This window comes from Candidatus Pantoea communis, from assembly GCF_011752685.1.
GTDB lineage: Bacteria > Pseudomonadota > Gammaproteobacteria > Enterobacterales > Enterobacteriaceae > Pantoea > Pantoea communis.
In genome coordinates, this window is record NZ_VWXC01000006.1 from 70,007 (window position 1) to 85,116 (window position 15,110).

The following is a 15,110-nucleotide window of genomic DNA, read 5'->3' on the forward strand; positions in this document are numbered from 1 at the left end:
ACAATCCTATTGATATCGGTAATGCAGCGTGTTGCCGTCATTCTTTTCGAAGGTAACCGGCACCGCAGCGCTGCCGCCCTGTGCCTGCAGCCACTGTGAATAAACACCGGCCAGCACGGCGCTCATCGCCAGCTGCCAGCGCTCTGCACCCACCTTGCTGTCGCCCTGCGGCAGCGCATGATGCTGAATCAGAATGGCATTTTCCAGCGGCTGAAGCTGGGTGAAACCCCAACTAAAGCGCGCCAGTTGCAGATTCATCTCGCGTTCCAGATCCTGCACGGTGCGCGCTTCCGCTAAAGGATAGCGCGCTGCCAGCGATGCGCCCACATTGTTGAGGAAGCCTTCGGCTTCCTCGCCCGCGTTGTCCAGCATCCCTTCAATCATCACGCTGACCAGATCAAACCAACCCGGCTGATGCGGATGGCTGACGCGCGCGGTTGCCTGCTCACTCATTTAGTTGTCTCCGAACAGATAACGGAAGTACAGATTCGCTGTGCTCTCGTTGTAATCGCCAAAGGTGTCGTAGCCTAACTGGCCGCCAATGGTGACATCTTTGTTAATCTTATAGTCCGCACCAGCATGCAAGTTATAGCCAATACCGTTCTTGCTAGTGCCTGAGTAATAAGCCTCTTTCGCAAAACCTGCAGAAGTCAGCAATTCCATGGCAGTTTGTGCATCAGGATCGTTAGGGAAATATGCACTTTTATCTTGGCTATAAGTCTGGTAACCCATGGAACCGCCTACATTGACTTTCAAGTCGTCAAATTTACGCGAAAACTCAATCGGGAATGAAACCGATGCGTAATTCTGCGGGCTGAAGTAACCACCTTGACCATAAGTGAAATAGCTAAGGTTTTTCGAGAAGTCCATCCATGACAAGCTCATGCCCACTTTCAGCTCACGATCGTCGTAGTGGAACGGACGGACGTAAGCACCGGCGGTAGCATTCAAACTATTGTTGCTGGCAACATTCTCACCGATATAGCTATAAGCGCCTACACCGGCATAGAAGCCAGCATCGCCATTGTCGTAGCTAAGTAAAGCGTTTGCGCCGTTCTTGGTTACGCGGCCCCACTTCGTACCGGTAGCCTTGTCAGTTACGCCAACATAAGAGAGCAGGCTATCCGTCATCGCACGACGTTCACCCGTCAATACTAACGTCAGGAAATCAGTGAGTTTTGGTGACCACTGCACACCACCTACAAGGGTGCTGAGATCCTGGCCCAGTGGTGTACTCCCTATATCAATCTTGTAGCTGTCGCCCTTAAGCGCCATGTTAAGTTCAACGCCTGACGCACGCTGAGAATCGGTAGATGCACTTGGTACATCGTTGACGGTGGCTCCACCCGTAGCGACAACTAGCCCCTGAATTAAGGGGTTCGCTCCGAAGCGACGCCAGGCATCACCCGATGCGCTGCCAGCCGTTAAAGATACGGGTGTCATAGTGAAATCGAAACGCGATTCGCCAAATGGCACGGTGGAGAACGTCAACGGCGCTTTCGCTTCAGTCAGTTTACTCAGACCCGATTCGCCGTCACGCCCACGCACCTGTACTGCGCCCTGAATCCAGGTGCCGGTTTTCTCTTGCAGATCGTCCATCATACTGTCGATCTGGCGTAACGTCTGGCTCTGCTGGATTGCCGGTGTATTGCTGGCCAGCGTGGTCCCCGTTGCGCTGCTGGTGACATCCGGTGCCGATTGCCATGGCATCACCGCGCCATAAGCAGACGGAGAACGTCCCACCGGCGAAGTACCCCGGTTGATGAACGGGTTATCCGCCAATGCCAGGCCACCCACGCTTGGCGTATCACCGTTGGTGGCACCCTGCAGACCAATCAACTGCCCGCGCGCACTGCGCAGATAGCTCATGGCCTGGCTGTGATTGCCGTTGGCTTCAGCCACGCGCGCCAGTAACAACTGGCGATCCGGTGACTGCTCATTGTTCAGGCCGCGTGTCAGGGTATTGGCTTTATTGACGTCATTATTCGCCAGTGCCACGTTGATGGCACCGATACGCGCATCTTGCGTTGGCGTATCCTGGGTCATCAGGTAGTCATACACCACACCCGCTTCTTTGTTCATCTTGCCGGACTGATACAGTCGCGCCATGGCGAACATCAGATCGCGGTTCTGTGGATCGTGCTGCAGTGCGCCCACCAGCTTGTCGTAAGCCGCGGCGTACTGCTTCTGCTCACGCAGACGATCCACTTCGTTGATCACGTAACCGTTGCGAATACCCGCCAGCTGCGTTGGTGTACTGCGCGCCTGCAACTCCGGGCTGCTGAGGAAGCTCTGCGCTTCGGTATTCAGACCCGCCTGGTTGAGCACCGCAACCTGTGCAGCGTAATCACCGGCATTCCCCTGAATGCCGCGCTGCATATTGCTGCGCACCACAGAGACAGCGGTGGTGAGATCGCCCGCTTTCGCCAGCTTCTGTGCCAGGTTACCGGCATCCACCGGGTTGGACGGAGGTGACGAGGCCAGCGCACGCAGGGTATTCGCCGCTGCAGCATTCGAGCCCTGCGCCAGATACTGATCGGCGGTGGTCATCTGCAGGTTGAAGTTCACACGCTGCGCCAGCTCGCGCATATCGCTGCTCTTGCTGCCGTTCGGTATGCGTGACAGCAGTAAACTCGCCTGCTGCCAGGCACCGCTCTCGCTGGCGTTCAATGCGCCAGCATACAGCTCTGCCGTGCTGGCGCCGCTGCGCATCGACGGCTGCATGATATTGGCGGCCATCATATTATCGCCCTGTGCGCGATAAATACGCGCCAGGTCGAGGCGTAACCAGCCATCGTTGGGATAGCGCTGAATACCGCTGTTCAGCGTGGCAATCGCCGCACTGTTGTTGCCTGCCGCCAGCTCACGCTTAGCCTGCGCACGAATCGGATCGGTGCTGCTGCCGCGCGGGGCCACGCTCTGGCGCACGCTATCCGGCAGAGAAGCCAGCAGCGTGTTCGCTTCTGCACTGCGGTTCTGCTGACGCAGCACGTAGAACAAGCCTTCTTTGGCGTTACGGTTGTTCGGATCGGCTTGCAGGATAGAGCGATAAGTTTGTTCTGCCTGGTCGAGTTGATTGCTGCGACGCTGCACGTCCGCGCGGAACAGCTTAGCTGAAACGCCTTTCTCGCCATCGGCCTGCGCCAGGGGTTCACTCAAGGCTAATGCCTGCGCGCTGTCACCGTTTTTCAGCGCCTGCTGCGCGGTCGCCAGTTGAGCATAGAAGCGCGCATCGGCTGCCTGCTTTTGGCGCGTCTCGCTCTGATCGCCGCCCATCTGCGCGGCGCGCGTCAGATAATCAGCCGCTTCGGCATAGCGCCCGGCACGCTGAGCCACATAGCCCATCCCTGCCAATGCATCGGCATCCTGCGGGTTCGCCTGCAGCACTTTCTCAAAGTTGTTCTGCGCGTTGCTGACGTCACCACTGTTCAGTGCGGTAAAGCCAGCACCCTTCTCAGCGCCGCCAACATTTTTACGGTAGTAATCCATCACCGCATTGTCTTGCGGATGACGCTGCTGCCAGGTTTGGTATAGCGAGGCATCGGACGCCTGCGGGCCGAGCCACAGCAGCGCCTGACGCAGTGAACGGTCAGCATCTTTGTTGCCATCCGCCAGCGTGCCCAGCAGATCAATACCCTGACGACGGGTCGATTCCTGATAGGTCAGTGCTTTGCCGAGTGCCAGCTTCGCGCCGGTATCTTGTGGATGATCGGCCGCGAATTGACGCAGCGCTTCGACCGCCTGCGGCAGCAGCGAGCGGTCTCCGGCCATGGTCAGGTAATATTCCGCCGCCACGCTCGGTGGTGGCTCATTACCATTAAAGGTATTGCGCCAGGTTTGCAGCGAAGCTGCAATATTGCCGCTGCGGGCCTGCTGGCGCGCTAACGACAGCTGCGCCTGTGGGATGGTTTGCAGCTGACGCGCATTATCCAGCTCGGTGAGGTGCGGATCGTTTGGCGATGCGGCACTCAGTCGCGCGCGCCACTGCGCCGCTTCCGCGCTGCTGCCGCTCTGCTGGGAATAGAGCGCCAGCAAATAAAGCGCCTGAGTGTTGTTGGGTTCCACCATCAACACTTTTTGCAGCGAAGATTTGGCCAAATCGTCATGCGCTTTCTGATGCCAGTAAGCCGCCTGATCAAACAACGCTTGTAACGCAGGATTGGTGCTCTCCGCCGCCAGCAGCGGCTGAGAGAACGCCAGTGCCCCACCCAGAATCAGGGCATGACGAATACCGGCACTCAACAGATTTTTTTTCATTGTTTTTATCCTTACTTCTTGCCGGACTTGCTATCAGCTTTCGGGTTGAGGCGTCGCCATGCATGACGCTTCAGCATCGCCCATGCGCTACCGCCGACCAGCGTTGCCAGCACCAGAGCGGCCAGCGCCATCAGCACCGAATGCTGGTTGGCATACCACACCACCATCATGTACCACGGCATTTCGCCACTCGGGAACTGTGGGCCGACGCGGAAACTGCGAATACCGTTTTCATCAGTGATGATGGCGGTATCGCCACGAATGCCCGCGTTAATGCGCGCCGAGTTGAGATCTTCATGCAAACGCAGCAGCTGTTGATCGCTGGTTGCCACCGTCATCACCACCAGGCGATCGGCATTCCACGGCGAGCGGTAGCTGACAAAGCCACGCCACGCTTCGTTGGAGGAGAAGTAACGATCGGCATCCAGCTGCTGAAGGTTCCAGTCGCCGGTCAGCCAGCCACGCAGCTTGTCCCAGGTCGTCGGATCTTTCACGCCCAACGTATTACCGCTGGTCTGATAAGGCGTGTTAGCCAGCATCTGCTGATTGAATTCACTGTTCTGTGTGGTGCTCACCGCCAGCAGATCACTGTCCTGCAGGCGTGTCAGGTTAGTGCCACCATTTGGCAAACCAAACAGCACCTGGTTCTGCACCAGCGGTACACCGGTCGCGTTACCCGCACGTGAAGACATATCCAGCAGCGTGGAGATCTCTGCATCGGTCGGTTTTTCTGGCAGCAGCAAGGTGGTCTGCGAGAAGTCCGCCAGACGCGAGAACGGGAATGATGCGCCAACGAAGTACGACAGGTTCGGCAGCATGGTGAAGTGACGCGTGTGGCTCAGATCGATCCACGAATCATCTTCGATGCGGCTCTTGATGTTGTTGTTCAGCAACACACCACATGGCGCGTCCGCTTTCGGTTTGATGTTGAAGTACAGCGCCAGCTGGTTATCACCGTAAATCAGATACGGCTCCAGCTTCAGGGTGTAGTGCTCCTGACGGGCGTCGCCGCCCAGACGATGCCAGGCGCTCTCCAGCAAGCCGACTTTGTTTACGGTCAGGTTGCGCAGGAAGGTGCCGTTAATCATCACATTGAGGAACGATTTGTTCTCATCAATCCAGCTTTCTGACGGGAAGCGATAGTGCAGCTCGACCGGAATGGTGTCGCCATCCCACATAAACAGGTCTGGCGCCGCGCGGAAGTTCACGCTCAGCGCATCGTGCCAGATGCCGGTGGTGGTCAGACTCTGATCTTTACGCAGCAGCTCGCTCAACCGCACCGGACGAGTGGTATTGATCCAGCGCGGCGCGTCATACGGCTTACGCAGGCCAATCGGCTGCGGCTGCACGTTCAGGCTGCTGGCATCGGTCGCCAGCGGTTGCGTGGTCAAACGGTTTGCCGCCTGACGCAACTGAGCATCATCCGCACCGACGACTAACAGCAGTTTGTAAACCGGGTTGTTCGGGTTATCAATCACCTGCAACAGCGGACCGTTGGTGGCAGGTAAAGTCACAGAACCGATCTTCTCACCGGGATGACCAATCAAAATGCCGTTGTGCTCAGGCAGATCGCCACGCACCACCGGGAAACGAATGCCGCGATAGTCCGATTGAATACCCATCCATGATGCCACTAACGCCGCCGCGCTGATGCTGTCCGGCGTGGCATTGGCGGTAAAGCCAAAGGTCACGCTGGCTGGCGTCATACGCTGCGCATCCATAAACGGACGCGGGAAGTTGCGCAGGCTGGTGCCGATATTCAACTGCTGGCCTTCGAGGCTCAGCGTGGTTTTAGGCAGAATCGACACCTGATACTGCTGTGCACTCTCTTTTTCGCACAGCAGTTTGTCGGCATCGTTAATTTTGAAGCTGAGGTTGTTGCTTGAGACCACCATTGCCGCTGGGATATCCAACTGGTAGTCGCTGACATCGCTGTCGCTCGAACCCAGCGGCAAGGTGCCTAGCGGCTGACCGTTCAGCATCAGCTGCAACGAGGTATTACGCGCCGCCAGTGCTGCTGAAACGCGCAGCGACAGATTCAGGCGCGCGTTGGTGATCACTTCATCGCTCGGCAGAGTAAACACGATACCGGATTGCAGCTGACCGCCCGTTAAGGTGATGCCCTGCGGCTGGCCCATCTGCGCCACGGAAATGGTGCTGCTGATAGGTTGATTGAGCATCGCAGAAGCGGAAACCACGGGTGCGGCGACTGATGCCGCAGCTGCCACATCAGGCAGCACCATCTCTGGCGCTGGCGTGGTAGCAGGCGGCTCCGTCTGTGGTGCAGCCGAGTTCGTGGCGTTGGCTGCTGGCATATCCGTCGCAGCCGGGGCAGTATTTTCAGTTGCTGGTGCATTTTCAGTGGGCGCATAAGGTGTTGCACCCGCCGCCTGCTGCAACTGGGCATCCGCTTCACTCTGGATGCCTTGCGGTGGCGGCACGTTGGACAAGGCCGAACTATCCTGCGTTACCGCAGGGGTTTCTGCCCAGGCCGGGGCGAGCATCAGCGCCGTCGCCAGCGAGCTTGCCAGCAACGTTTGCGTCAAATTCTTCATACTGCGCTGTCCTCTTTCACTGCCGACTGGTTTTCACGCTTATGCTTCTCACGGCGATCTTTCCAGGTCAGCCAGAACAGCTCAAATACGGTACGAATAATAGTGCCCAACGATACCAGCGGGTTGTCCTGCTTATACTCGGGCTGGATCCACGCATCGGCGCGCGCCAGTACCACACGCACCAGCTCACGACGACGCGATAGCGGCATATCACCAAAGCGCAGACGAATGGTCTCTTCATCGCCGGAGATTTTGCTCACCGGAATAGTGATGGCACCGGATTTCAGCAGCAGATCAATCTCTTCAATTTCATCATGCTCATGACGGTTGTCCGGTGCATCCAGTTGCGCGCCGCCCATCGACAGGTCGCTGGTTTGGGTGCGTGATGAGATACCGCTGGCGTAGTGAATCACCGCCGGAATCTGCACTTCGATACGAATGGTTTTACGTACCTGCTTGGTTTCGCGCGCCACGGCAATCGCCGCCATCAGGATGATCAGGCTGAACACCGCCCAGCCGACGTTGAGGGCGATAACATAAGGGTCAACACCGAAGTAATCATGTGCCGTTGCACGAACCACACCCGCGACGATACCAATGGTCAGCAGTACCGCGACAATCACATGGGGGCGGACGATGTGGAAATCGAAGAAGCCCTGGTCCAGCAGGCCCCCCTTATCCGTTACGTTAAATTTACCGCGCTTTGGTGCCAGCATGGTCAGCAACGTCGGGATCACGAGGTGGAAGCACATCACGGTTTCGTAGATTTCACCCCAGAAGGTGTAACGGAACTTGCCGTTCATGCGGGAGTTGACGTACAGCGACATCACCAGATGCGGCAATACGTAGGCGAAGATCAGCGACGCCGACGAGTGAATGATGTTCAGGTTGAACAGCAGGTACGCCAGCGGCGCGGTCAGGAATGCCACGCGCGGCAGACCGAACTGGAAGTGCAGCATGGCGTTGAGGTAGCAGAGACGCTGCTGCCATTTCAGACCACGGCCAAACAGCGGATTATCCACACGGAAGATCTGCGTCATGCCACGCGCCCAGCGGTTACGCTGAACCACGTGCAAACCGAGACGCTCGGTTGCCAGACCTGCAGCCAGCGGAATCGCCAGGAAGGCAGACCCCCAACCCAGGCGCTGCATTTTCAATGCGGTGTGCGCATCTTCGGTCACGGTTTCCACCGCAAATCCACCAATCTCTTCCAGCGCGCTACGGCGAATCACCGCACAGGAACCGCAGAAGAAGGTGGCGTTCCAGTTGTCGTTACCCTGCTGAACCGGGCCGTAGAACAAAGCCCCCTCGTTCGGAATGGTACGCGCTGCACGCAAGTTACGTTCAAACGGGTCCGGTGAATAGAAATAGTGTGGCGTCTGCAACAGCGCGAGCTTGGGATCGTTCAGGAACGGACCGACGGTCGCCTGCAGGAAAGTACGGGTGGCGACGTGGTCACAGTCAAAGATGCAGATCAGCTCACCCTTGGTGATTTTCATCGCATGGTTGAGGTTACCGGCTTTCGCATGACTGTTGTCGTCACGGGTGATATAGCCCACCCCTACATCGGCGGCAAAAACCGCAAACTCGCTGCGCTTGCCGTCATCCAGCAGATAGACCTTGAGCTTGTCACGCGGATAATCGATGCACTGCGCCGCCAGCACGGTATCACGCACTACGTCGAGGCTTTCGTTATAGGTCGGGACATAGACGTCAACGGTAGGCCACAGGCTGGTATCGTCCGGCAACGGTTCAATGGTGCGTTTTAATGGCCAGGTGGTTTGCAGGAAGCCGAGAATCAGAATCAGCCAGACATACAGTTCGGCCAGATATAAGCCGATGCCGAGAATCGCTTCAATCTCGGAATTAAACTGCAGCGTCTCCGTGGTGCGCCACCAGATATATCGGGTCGACATCAGCGCAGAAAGGATAACCATGATGACAGTTATTTTGCGGCTTTTGCTGAAGCCCAGTAAAAACATCATCCCGATGCTGATTAAGCCAAAAATATATTGTTTTTGGCTGTCCATAGGCGTGATGACGATTACCGCGGCCACAGGTGCAAGCACCAGCAGCAGCAGGTAAAACCCGAGTTTACTCATGATTCACCCTAAAGAAGCTGTGTTGTTATTATTGCTAATACCGCCAGGCAAATGCCTGGCGATTAATAATGGCTGCGGATAGGTGCCTGAACTTCACCGTTACCCACGGTAATATTCAGGATATTGGCTACGCGCTTCGCCACCAGTTCGATATCAAAGGCTGCGGCTGATGCCGGGCTGAAATCATAAACTGATTGTTGTGAAGCATTGGCTTCCGCGACGCTTTCATCACGATGCACCACGCCTAATAAATTCTCGCCCAAACGCTGCTGCATAAAGCCAGTGACTTCACGGCTAATATTGCGGCGATTGTCACTTTGGTTAAGCACGAAATAATGACCACGCTTATTATTGAGCGGCTGACCTATCATGCGGTCATTTTCAATTTGCGGCAGTAAAGAGACCGAGGCGGTATCTGCCAGCATCACCACTAAATGCATATCGGCCAAAGCGGCCATGGCTTTAAGTGCCGGACCTGGGCCTGGCGGGAAATCGGCAATAATGACCAGTCCCGGATAATTTAAAACCGTGTCCAGACCGCGGCGCAGGAAATGCGGATCTTTAATCAGGTTCTCTTCAAAACGCTCACGCTGATCTTCGGTCACATCGCCATAAGGCATGACGAAAATATTACCGCCGGTGGTGAGGATGGATTGGCTCCAGTCAGCCTGCTCTTCAGAGCGCGCAACAAAGCCGCGACCATCGTGCAGTGGCACACCAAAATGCAGGCGCAATGCGTTCTGGACATCGAAATCGATTGCCAACACCTTGCTGCCAGCGCGAGCCAGGCTCCATGCAAGGTTGGCCGCCATGGTGGTTTTCCCTACTCCCCCTTTTGGCGAGCACACACAAACTAACGGCATAGCGCAATCTTCTCCAATAGCGGTTTTAAGGGTGTTTCTTTTGAAAGATTAGCAGGTTCCGTCGCACGCGAGCGGAACAGGGCACCAAAACGTGAGGGTGCAGAAGCTGCCGGACGCGCCGGTTCAACCGGAGCGGTAAAGGTAGACGCGGGCGCACTGAACGTTGTTGTAGCCTGCGGCGCTTCAGCCGATGTCGCGGCAATCGGTGAGGCTAAAGGCGCTGGAGCAGGGTTCGCTACAGGTGCGGGAGCCGGCGTCACTGTAGGTACCGCAGCGATAGGTGCGGATGCAGATAAAGGTGCAGCAGCCGGTTTCGCTGGCGGCGGTGGAAACAGCGACGTCGTGGCCTGACGCTCAACATGGGTCGCTTTCGGTGCCTGTGAGATCACAGAAGGTGCCGGTTTAGCCGCGGGTGCAGGCGGGAAGAGAGACGAGACTCCCGCAGGCGGCGTGGCTGGCGCAGGTTCTGCAGGCGCAGTGGCCGCCAGGCTGTCGAGAATCGAACCGCGTGAAGTGCTGGCCGCAGGTGAAATTGCTGCCGGTGCAGCAGCGGGTGCGCTGAACTCATCACCGCGAATCGGCTGCGGCTGTGGCAGGTCAATACGCTGGCCGCTGCCTAACTCAGGCTCATTATCGGTCGCTAATTGGCGAATGATCGCCCACTGGCTGTGATCCGCTTCCTGCGATTGCCCAGACATATCCTTAAAAGCGATATCTAGCGTTTTGGTCTTTTCTTTAAAACGCTGCAGATCGTCGTAATTCTTCATGATCAGAGCCTGTAAAAGCGGGAGGGAATTTTCCGCGAATATATCACACACATTAAAAGAGAGTGAGGGAATTCTGATTACAAAAACGGCGGATTCAACAAAAGACTTTTATCAATATGATTGAAATTCTGGCAATGCAAAAAGCGTGCAGATATTTAAGGCCCGAGATTTATTAATATCGATTAACTGAAATAATAACGACAAAAACATTCACCTAAGCTACTGATATGAAGCAGAAGTGGTTCAAGTTGCGGATTTAACAGGTGCGTGATTATGCTCACATAATCCTGACGCTATTCAGAATTTGCCTTAACGATTTAACCCCTAATCAGGACCAATCGATTACTGATGCACTGGAGTAATACATTTCCAGGCGCTTCTGGCAGAAACATTTCTCTTGTTAGCATCCCTGAAGTATAACGCAGGAAAAAATAAAGGCTCCCGCAGGAGCCTTTATTCATTTTTGGCGTTGTTAATTACACGCCCACTGGCTGATTCTCGTCCTGATCCACCGCGAAACAGGCAATTTGCTGCTCGCCATATTGCTTAAGTTTGGGCTGCAACTGGACGCAGGTACCAAAGCGGCGGCGGCAGCGCGCGTTAAACGCACAGCCCGGCGGCGGATTGAGTGGACTTGGCAGTTCGCCGGTCAATTTAATCCTTTCACGACGCTCATCTGGATTCAGACGCGGCGTGGCTGACAACAAGGCCTGCGTATAAGGATGACGCGGATTGCTGAAAATGGCCTCTTTACTGCCGCGCTCAACGCAACGACCTAAATACATCACCATTACTTCGTCAGCGATATGCTCCACCACCGACAAATCATGAGAAATGAACACATAGGACAAACCCAAATCCTGCTGCAAATCCATCATCAGGTTGAGTACCTGCGCACGCACGGAAACATCGAGCGCAGAAACCGGTTCATCGGCGATCAGCACGTCCGGATCGAGCATCAGCCCACGCGCGATGGCGATACGCTGACGCTGGCCACCGGAAAACATATGCGGATAGCGATCGTAATGCTCGGTTTTCAGGCCCACCTTCGCCATCATCTCCAGCGTTTTCTCGCGACGTTCCGCTTTAGTCAGAGAGGTGTTAATCACCAGCGGTTCTTCGAGAATCTGGCTGATTTTTTTGCGCGGATTAAGCGAGCCGTACGGGTTCTGGAACACGATCTGGATCTTCTGACGACGCAGTTTTTGCGCCTGTGGATCGTGTTTCAGCAAATCCTGACCATGCCAGTAAAGCTGGCCTTCGGTCGGTGTTTCAATCATGGTCAGCAAGCGTCCAAGTGTGGATTTTCCACAGCCCGACTCACCGACCACCGCCAGCGTTTTGCCGCGTTCAAGGTTGAACGAGACGCCATCCAGTGCTTTCACCAGGCGCTCCTGGCCAAACAGCCCTTTCTTCACCGGGTAGTGTTTTTTCAGGTCGATCGCCTGCAGCAGGTAATCCTGCTGAGTATTATCAAGACTCATAAGTCGGTCTCCCGGCATCATCCAGTGGGAAATGGCATTTAGACTGGCGACCCGGAATGTCACGCAGTTCAGGTTCTTCACGACGGCAGCGTTCGGTCACATACGGACAGCGCGGATTGAGCAGACAGCCGGTTGGACGATCATATTTGCCCGGCACCACACCCGGCAGCGAAGCCAGACGCGCTTTATCTGCGGCAAACTCCGGCAACGCGCGCAGCAGCGCTTGGGTGTAGGGATGACGCGGGGCTTTAAAGATATCTACCGCCTTGCCGCTTTCTACCACCTGTCCGGCGTACATCACGATGATGTGCTGGGCTGCTTCGGCCACCAGCGCCAAATCGTGGGTGATCAGAATCAGCGCCATGTTCTCCTGCTTCTGCAACTCCAGCAGCAGTTCGATGATTTGCGCCTGAATGGTCACATCCAGTGCAGTTGTCGGTTCATCAGCAATCAGCAGCTTAGGTTTGCAGGCGATCGCCATCGCGATCATCACGCGCTGGCTCATACCGCCTGACAGCTGATGCGGATAAACATCCAGACGAGAGGCCGGATCGGGGATCCCCACCTGTTCCAGTAAATCAATGGCGCGCTGACGACGGGTGCTTTTACTGCCGCCCTGATGCACCTTCAGCGCTTCCATGATCTGGAAGCCTACGGTGTAGCACGGGTTGAGGCTGGTCATTGGGTCCTGGAAGATCATCGCCACTTCGGCGCCCACCAACTGGCGGCGCTCTTTCTCGGAGATCTTCTGCAGGTCGCGCTGGTTGAACTCCAGCTTTTCCGCCATTACGCGGCCGGGATAATCAATCAGCCCCATAATCGCCAGCGAGCTGACCGATTTACCGGAGCCGGATTCGCCCACAATTCCCACCACCTGGCCTTGTTCAACCTGGTAGCTGATACGGTCTACTGCACGGAACGGTGTTTTTTCGTCGCCGAAGTGCACCGACAGTTTTTCTACATTTAATAGTGCCATCTCGGTGCCTCTTTACTGCTTGAGTTTCGGGTCGAGTGCATCACGCAAACCATCGCCCATGAGGTTGAATGCCAGCACGGTGAGCAGGATGACGACACCAGGGAACGTCACCACCCACCAGGCACTTTGCGCATACTGCAATACGTCGGAGAGCATGGTGCCCCACTCCGGCGTTGGCGGTTGCGCCCCCATTCCGAGAAAGCCCAACGCCGCCATATCGAGGATGGCGTTGGAGAAGCCTAATGAAGCCTGCACGATCAGCGGTGCCAGGCAGTTAGGCAGAATATTGACGAACATCTGGCGCAGCGTACCGGCACCCGCCACGCTGGAAGCGGTCACGTAGTCGCGATTCACTTCCACCAGCACCGCAGCACGCGTCAGACGGATATAGTGCGGCAGGGCGACGAAGGTGATCGCCAGCGAGGCGTTGACAATCGACGGACCAAAGATCGCCACCAGCACCAATGCCAGCAGCAGACTTGGCAGCGCCAGCATGATATCCACCAGACGCATGATCACCGCGTCGACCACGCCGCCGAGGTAACCCGCCATCAGGCCAAACACCACGCCAAGGATCAGCGACAGCACCACCACCAGACAGCCAACCAGCAACGATAAACGTGTGCCGAACATCAGGCGTGACAGCACATCACGGCCCACGTCATCGGTGCCAAAGATAAATTTCCAGCTACCGCCTTCCTGCCACACCGGCGGATGCAGCAGTGCATCACGGAACTGCTCTGACGGCGCGTGCGGCGCCAGTACATCGGCGAAGATGGCGATCAGCAGCATCAGAATGATGTAAACCAGGCCAATCACCGCGCCTTTATTACGTTTGAAGTAGTGCCAGAATTCCTGAATCGGGGTCATCGGCTTGGGTGCAGCGCTTACGCTTGCGGGATCAACAGTTGTCATGATGCCCCCCTTATTTCTTATGTCGAATGCGCGGATTGACCACGCCGTACAACAGATCAACCAGCAGGTTGACCACGATGATCAGAATTGCCACCAGCAGCACGCCGCCCTGCACCACCGGATAGTCACGACGCTGCAATGCTTCGATTAGCCAGCGACCCAGTCCCGGCCACGAGAAGATGGTTTCTGTCAGAATCGCACCGGCCAGCAAGGTGCCGACTTGCAGACCAATCACGGTGACCACTGGCAGCATGGCGTTACGCAGCGCATGCACCACGATGACGCGCATACGCGTCAGGCCTTTAGCGCGCGCGGTACGGATATAATCCTCACCCAGCACTTCCAACATTGAGGAGCGCGTCATACGCACGATCACCGCCAGCGGGATGGTGCCGAGCACGATGGCTGGCAAAATCATGTGCATCACTGCATCTTTGAAATCACCCGCCTCGCCCCACAGCAGCGTATCAATCAGCATAAAACCGGTGAGTGGGTGGCTGTCATCAAGGAAAATCGTGTCACTGACACGCCCGGATACCGGCGTCAGGTTGAGCTGCACCGATACCAGCATGATCAGCATGATGCCCCACCAGAAAATCGGCATGGAGTAACCGGTCAGGGAGATACCCACAGCGGTGTGATCAAACACCGAACCGCGTTTTACCGCCGCCAGCACGCCCACCGGAATGCCCACCGCAATCGCGAAGAGCATCGCGCAGATGCCAAGTTCCAGCGTGGCTTTGAAACGAGGGACAAACTCATCCCATACCGGGATGCGGCTTTTCAGCGAGATGCCGAGATCGCCGTGCAGCACACCATTAATGTAGGTGATGTACTGTTTCCACATCGGCTGGTCGAGGCCAAATTGGGCCATCAGCTGGGCGTGACGCTCGGGAGAGATACCGCGCTCACCCGCCATGATCAACACCGGGTCACCGGGGATCAGATGGACAAACGCAAAGGTCAGTAAGGTAATACCGATGAACGTTGGGATGACAAGGCCCAGACGTCGGAGTATGAATTGCAGCATAAGCCGGATTCTCAGTCATTTCCCGTGGCGTTGCCGCCAGGGACTACATTGCTCACAACACGCAATCGACAAAGCCGATCGCGACGCAAGAAGCGCTTCAATATAAGAAATTAGCCGGAAAAAAAGTGCGGAGACCGGGCGGCAAAGGTGCCGCCCGAGGG

General features: G+C 56.2%; 10 protein-coding genes. All 10 read right to left on the reverse strand.

Features of this window, described 5'->3' with window-relative positions; translation table 11 throughout:
- Positions 1 to 6: 6 nt before the first annotated feature.
- Positions 7 to 453 carry a cellulose biosynthesis protein BcsD gene (gene bcsD, locus F3J37_RS10085; RefSeq protein ID WP_034827794.1) on the reverse strand — a complete coding sequence of 149 codons (447 nt, stop codon included), beginning with the start codon at positions 451 to 453 and terminating at the stop codon, positions 7 to 9.
- Positions 454 to 4,257, reverse strand: a complete 3,804-nt coding sequence (locus tag F3J37_RS10090; RefSeq protein ID WP_166933259.1) for a cellulose biosynthesis protein BcsC — start codon at positions 4,255 to 4,257, stop codon at positions 454 to 456.
- Positions 4,258 to 4,268: 11 nt separating this feature from the next.
- Positions 4,269 to 6,812 carry a cellulose biosynthesis cyclic di-GMP-binding regulatory protein BcsB gene (bcsB, locus tag F3J37_RS10095; RefSeq protein WP_166933261.1) on the reverse strand — a complete coding sequence of 848 codons (2,544 nt, stop codon included), beginning with the start codon at positions 6,810 to 6,812 and terminating at the stop codon, positions 4,269 to 4,271.
- Positions 6,809 to 8,914, reverse strand: a complete 2,106-nt coding sequence (gene bcsA, locus F3J37_RS10100) for a UDP-forming cellulose synthase catalytic subunit (protein ID WP_160868680.1) — start codon at positions 8,912 to 8,914, stop codon at positions 6,809 to 6,811. The genes bcsB and bcsA overlap by 4 nt, the downstream gene beginning before the upstream one ends.
- 62 nt (positions 8,915 to 8,976) lie before the next feature.
- Positions 8,977 to 9,777, reverse strand: coding sequence for a cellulose biosynthesis protein BcsQ (gene bcsQ, locus F3J37_RS10105; protein ID WP_034827788.1), 801 nt, complete (start codon positions 9,775 to 9,777; stop codon positions 8,977 to 8,979).
- On the reverse strand, positions 9,768 to 10,544 hold the full coding sequence (gene bcsO, locus F3J37_RS10110; protein WP_034827786.1) for a cellulose biosynthesis protein BcsO: 777 nt from the start codon (positions 10,542 to 10,544) through the stop codon (positions 9,768 to 9,770). The genes bcsQ and bcsO overlap by 10 nt, the downstream gene beginning before the upstream one ends.
- 476 nt (positions 10,545 to 11,020) lie before the next feature.
- A complete protein-coding gene (gene dppF / locus F3J37_RS10115) occupies positions 11,021 to 12,028 on the reverse strand; it encodes a dipeptide ABC transporter ATP-binding subunit DppF (RefSeq protein ID WP_034827783.1) in 1,008 nt (335 codons plus the stop codon).
- On the reverse strand, positions 12,018 to 13,004 hold the full coding sequence (gene dppD / locus F3J37_RS10120) for a dipeptide ABC transporter ATP-binding protein (RefSeq protein ID WP_034827781.1): 987 nt from the start codon (positions 13,002 to 13,004) through the stop codon (positions 12,018 to 12,020). Before dppD ends, dppF begins: the two co-directional genes overlap by 11 nt.
- Positions 13,005 to 13,016: 12 nt before the next feature.
- Positions 13,017 to 13,919 (reverse strand): dipeptide ABC transporter permease DppC, encoded by a 903-nt coding sequence (gene dppC / locus F3J37_RS10125; RefSeq protein WP_166933262.1) that lies wholly within the window; start codon positions 13,917 to 13,919, stop codon positions 13,017 to 13,019.
- A gap of 10 nt (positions 13,920 to 13,929) precedes the next feature.
- The gene (gene dppB, locus F3J37_RS10130) at positions 13,930 to 14,949 is read right to left on the reverse strand and encodes a dipeptide ABC transporter permease DppB (RefSeq protein ID WP_166933263.1); all 1,020 of its coding nucleotides are present in this window, start codon (positions 14,947 to 14,949) and stop codon (positions 13,930 to 13,932) included.
- Positions 14,950 to 15,110 lie beyond the last annotated feature (161 nt).

Bases quoted from the DNA above. Each gene is read 5' to 3' on its own strand.
- dppB (WP_166933263.1), bottom strand. From the start codon at position 14,949: ATGCTGCAATTCATACTCCGACGTCTGGGCCTTGTCATCCCAACGTTC.
- bcsA (WP_160868680.1), bottom strand. From the start codon at position 8,914: ATGAGTAAACTCGGGTTTTACCTGCTGCTGCTGGTGCTTGCACCTGTG.
- dppD (WP_034827781.1), bottom strand. From the start codon at position 13,004: ATGGCACTATTAAATGTAGAAAAACTGTCGGTGCACTTCGGCGACGAA.
- bcsD (WP_034827794.1), bottom strand. From the start codon at position 453: ATGAGTGAGCAGGCAACCGCGCGCGTCAGCCATCCGCATCAGCCGGGT.
- bcsB (WP_166933261.1), bottom strand. From the start codon at position 6,812: ATGAAGAATTTGACGCAAACGTTGCTGGCAAGCTCGCTGGCGACGGCG.
- F3J37_RS10090 (WP_166933259.1), bottom strand. From the start codon at position 4,257: ATGAAAAAAAATCTGTTGAGTGCCGGTATTCGTCATGCCCTGATTCTG.
- dppC (WP_166933262.1), bottom strand. From the start codon at position 13,919: ATGACAACTGTTGATCCCGCAAGCGTAAGCGCTGCACCCAAGCCGATG.
- bcsO (WP_034827786.1), bottom strand. From the start codon at position 10,544: ATGAAGAATTACGACGATCTGCAGCGTTTTAAAGAAAAGACCAAAACG.
- bcsQ (WP_034827788.1), bottom strand. From the start codon at position 9,777: ATGCCGTTAGTTTGTGTGTGCTCGCCAAAAGGGGGAGTAGGGAAAACC.
- dppF (WP_034827783.1), bottom strand. From the start codon at position 12,028: ATGAGTCTTGATAATACTCAGCAGGATTACCTGCTGCAGGCGATCGAC.